The organism is Acidithiobacillus sp. (assembly GCF_027322205.1).
Classification (GTDB): Bacteria; Pseudomonadota; Gammaproteobacteria; order Acidithiobacillales; family Acidithiobacillaceae; genus Acidithiobacillus.
Map to the genome: position 1 here is coordinate 1 of NZ_DAHVHY010000111.1, position 3763 is coordinate 3763.

Below are 3763 nucleotides of genomic sequence, written 5' to 3' on the forward strand. Positions count from 1 at the left end.
CCCATGGCCTGGTGAAAGACTTTGAACACCTTTTCGGAGACTGCGTCAGATACCACAAAATCCTGATACGACTGGCTGAGTAATTTCACATAAAGCGCTTGCAGCGCCTGATCATCCAGAGCGTCCGTATTCCCCTCTCTTTTCAGGTAGTCATGAAAACGTTTGAGGATATGGAGACGATTAATATGGACCACCGTCTCATCATAGTCGATGTTCAGAAACTTCAGGAAATCCTCAGCGGAGGACAAACTCGCCAGTGTTTTACGTAGATCACTCATGGTGTCATCCTTGGAATTCGTCAGAGGGGAGGGGAGCTAAAGCTGCTGGGCTGCTGTTTGGCCCACACAGGTTGGGATCGGAATCCGGACAGTTATTGCAGTCTTTTTCCGTCAGTTGCGCAGCACGCCCGTTGGACTGGGCCTGCAATTCCAGTTGGGAAATCCGCTCCATCAGGCACTGAATGGCCTTGCCCACCGGGTCCGGCATGAGATGGTGATCCAGATCAATACCGTGGGCGTTGATGCGGCGGCGTTCCGCAGGCAGCACAACGCGGCCAGGGATGCCCACGACCGTCATACCCGGCGCCACATCGTTAATGACCACCGCATTGGCACCCACCTGACTGTCATGACCGATAGTGACGGGCCCGAGGATCTTCGCACCCGCACCCACCATGACCCGATCCTGTAATGTCGGGTGACGCTTGCCCGGATTCCAGCTCGTGCCCCCCAGCGTCACCCCATGGTACAGGGTGCAATCATCACCAATCTCAGCCGTTTCGCCAATCACCACGCCCATGCCGTGATCAATGAAGAATCGGCGCCCGATCTGTGCCCCCGGATGGATATCGATGCCGGTCGAGAAGCGCGCCATCGCGCTGAGCACACGCGCCGGATACCGCCAACCGCCCCGCCACCAGCGATGAGCGAGGCGATGTGCCAGCAACGCGTGTACCCCAGGGTAAGTAGTGAGGATTTCCAACGTACTGCGAGCAGCCGGATCGCGTTCGAAAACACAGTGAATATCGTCGCGCAGGTTGCGCCACAGACCGGACTTGCGGGGTTGTTCTTTGTCAAGCAGGGTAGCAGCCACGGGCGTGTCCTCCATTCAGGAATGAGCGTGCAGGGACTCCACGCTCTCCAGAAGAAAGCGATGCAGGTCCTCTACGGGCGGTGGTGCCTTATGCTGAAGCACATAGACGCGAATCTGTTTGAGGATGCTTTGTGCTTGTAATTCGGTAATGGCACTGCCCAGTTCAGCGTAGGCGCGCATGATGGCCTTGGTGCCGGAATGCTTGCCCAGCACCATGTTATGCTGGCGCCCCAGTTCCTCCGGGTCGAAGCTCTGGTAATTGCGGGGGTTTTTGATCAGTCCATCGACGTGAATACCCGACTCGTGGCTGAAAATGGCATCGCCGACGATGCTTTTTCCGGCGGGCACCGGTCGCGCGGAAGCCAGCGCCACCAATTGCGAAATCGCCTTGAACTGGCGCACTTCAATGCCGGTCTCGAAACCGTGCAAATGATGCAGACACATCACGACTTCCTCCAGCGCGGCGTTACCGGCGCGCTCGCCCAGACCATTCACCGTCGTGTTCACATGGGTGGCGCCAAAACGCAGGGCAGCGATGGAATTGGCAGTGGCCAGACCCAGATCGTTGTGGGCATGGATTTCAATTTCCATGTCCGTGGCCGCCCTTAAGCGCCGCATGATATGGGCGGTATTAAAGGGTTCCAGAATGCCCAGGGTGTCGGCATAGCGAAAGCGGCGCGCCCCCGCTCGTTGTGCGACCTCCATGACCCGCAGGATAAAGTCCAGCGGCGTCCGGGAGGCATCTTCGCCGCCCACCGCCACGTCCATGCCGCTGTCCAGCACCTGCTTCACCCGGCGCTCCACCTGCTGCAAGACCCACTGACGATCTTTGCCCAGCTTGCTGCGAATCTGGATATCTGAAACCGGCACCGAGGCGTTGACCATATCCACAGCACAACGCTTTGCCGCAGCGAGATCCGTATCGTGCATCCGGCACCAGACCACCAGGCGGGCGGGGAGGCCCATCTGGGCAATGCCCCGGATGGTTTCCTCCTCTTCGCTCCCCATGGCGGGGATGCCGATCTCCAACTCCGGAATCCCGGCGTTGGCCAGACTCTCGGCGATAGCCAGTTTTTCCTCGGGGCGGAAAGCCACCCCTGCGGTCTGTTCGCCATCGCGCAGGGTGGTGTCGTGGATTACCGAGAAGCTTTTGGAGATCGGGCTGATTTCATGCATATACGGGTGCAAAAGCGTTGTCAGTGAGAATGGGGCCATTGGCACCCCAGTAGGGGGACAGACGCCGCAATTGCTCGATGATGGGCGGTGTCTGCGCAATCACCCAGTCCACTTCTGCTTCCGTGGTCTCCCGGGACAGGGAGAAACGGATGGTGCCGTGCGCCGCCGTATAGGGAATGTCCATGGCGCGCAGCACATGGGACGGCTCCAGCGACCCGGAGGTACAGGCGGAACCCGAGGAGGCGGCGATGCCGACCCGGCTCAGGAGCATAAGAATGGCCTCGCCCTCGATGTATTCAAAAGAGATGCTGGAGGTGTTGGGCAGGCGGTGTTCCGGATCGCCATTGGCGAAAGCATAGGGCACCTGCGCCAGTATCCCGGCCTCCAGACGATCCCTTAAAGCGCGCACCACGGTATTTTCATACTCCATATGCTCCAGGGCCATGTCTGCCGCCAGCCCCAGGGCGATAATGCCCGTGGTGTTTTCTGTTCCGGCCCGGCGTCCGCGTTCCTGGTGACCACCCCGCAGCATGGGTCGGTAGCGGGTGCCCCGGCGCACATAGAGCGCACCGACGCCTTTTGGGGCATGCAGCTTATGGCCGGAGAGGGAGAGCATGTCGATGGCCGATTCCTGCATGTTCAGGGCAATTTTGCCCACCGCCTGCACGGCGTCCGTATGAAAGAGTGCACCTTTCTCCTTGGCCATCCGTGCCATGGTTTCGACGGGGAAGATCGTTCCCGTCTCATTGTTGGCATACATCATGGAGACGACGGCCACCTGCTCGCTGAGCGCTGCGGCATACGCCTCCATGGAGATGCGCCCAAGTCTGTCCACGGGAATGTAGTGGACTTTGTAGCCTTCATGACGTTCGAGATGATCACAGAGAGACAGAATGGCTGGGTGTTCCACCACGCTGGTGATGATTTCCCGGCGGCTGGGTTGTATGGCCAGGGCCGAGAGGATGGCGGTGTTATCGGACTCCGTACCGCAGGAGGTAAAAATGATTTCCGAGTCGTGTTCTACCCCCAGCAGGGCCTGTACGGAGGCGCGCGCTTCTTCCAGACGTTTGCCCACATCGCCGCCGAAGCTGTGCATGGAGGAGGGGTTGCCGTAATACTCGCTGAAGTAGGGAAGAATGGTCTCCAGCACCCGGGGATCTACCCGGGTGGTGGCATTGTTGTCCATGTAGGCGCTGCTCATGGCTACACCCCCACGGCTTGCGGCATGCTGGCCGGAACTACCCGTACCGGACGGCCCAGAGTCAGCATCAGGCGTTCCTGGATGCCGGAAATGGTGATCCCGGAAGACTGGCAGTTCATGCACGAGCCGCTCATGGCCACCATGACCGTATCACCATCCACATCGACCAGTTCGATATTGCCGCCATCCATTTGGAATTGTGGGCGCATTTCATCAATCACGGCGGATATTTTCTGGATTTTCTGCACCATGGTCATGGGGGCCGGGGCGGCTTTGGCGGCGGGTTTCACCGCC

General features: G+C 59.3%; 5 protein-coding genes. All 5 read right to left on the reverse strand.

Going from position 1 to position 3763, the window contains the following annotated elements; translation table 11 throughout:
* On the reverse strand, nt 1-278 hold a 278-nt coding region (nifW, locus tag M7F93_RS11265), incomplete at its 3' end, for a nitrogenase-stabilizing/protective protein NifW (protein ID WP_298173488.1).
* A 4-nt stretch (nt 279-282) separates the two neighbouring features.
* Entirely contained in the window at nt 283-1092 is an 810-nt protein-coding gene (gene cysE, locus M7F93_RS11270; RefSeq protein ID WP_298173491.1) for a serine O-acetyltransferase, read from the reverse strand.
* A gap of 15 nt (nt 1093-1107) precedes the next feature.
* The gene (gene nifV, locus M7F93_RS11275) at nt 1108-2268 is read right to left on the reverse strand and encodes a homocitrate synthase (protein WP_298173494.1); all 1161 of its coding nucleotides are present in this window, start codon (nt 2266-2268) and stop codon (nt 1108-1110) included.
* The gene (gene nifS / locus M7F93_RS11280; protein WP_298173497.1) at nt 2261-3469 is read right to left on the reverse strand and encodes a cysteine desulfurase NifS; all 1209 of its coding nucleotides are present in this window, start codon (nt 3467-3469) and stop codon (nt 2261-2263) included. Before nifS ends, nifV begins: the two co-directional genes overlap by 8 nt.
* A 2-nt stretch (nt 3470-3471) precedes the next feature.
* Nucleotides 3472-3763: NifU family protein (locus M7F93_RS11285; RefSeq protein WP_298173500.1), on the reverse strand; the 292-nt coding region annotated here is incomplete at its 5' end.

Bases quoted from the DNA above. Each gene is read 5' to 3' on its own strand.
- nifV (WP_298173494.1), bottom strand. From the start codon at position 2,268: ATGCATGAAATCAGCCCGATCTCCAAAAGCTTCTCGGTAATCCACGAC.
- nifS (WP_298173497.1), bottom strand. From the start codon at position 3,469: ATGAGCAGCGCCTACATGGACAACAATGCCACCACCCGGGTAGATCCC.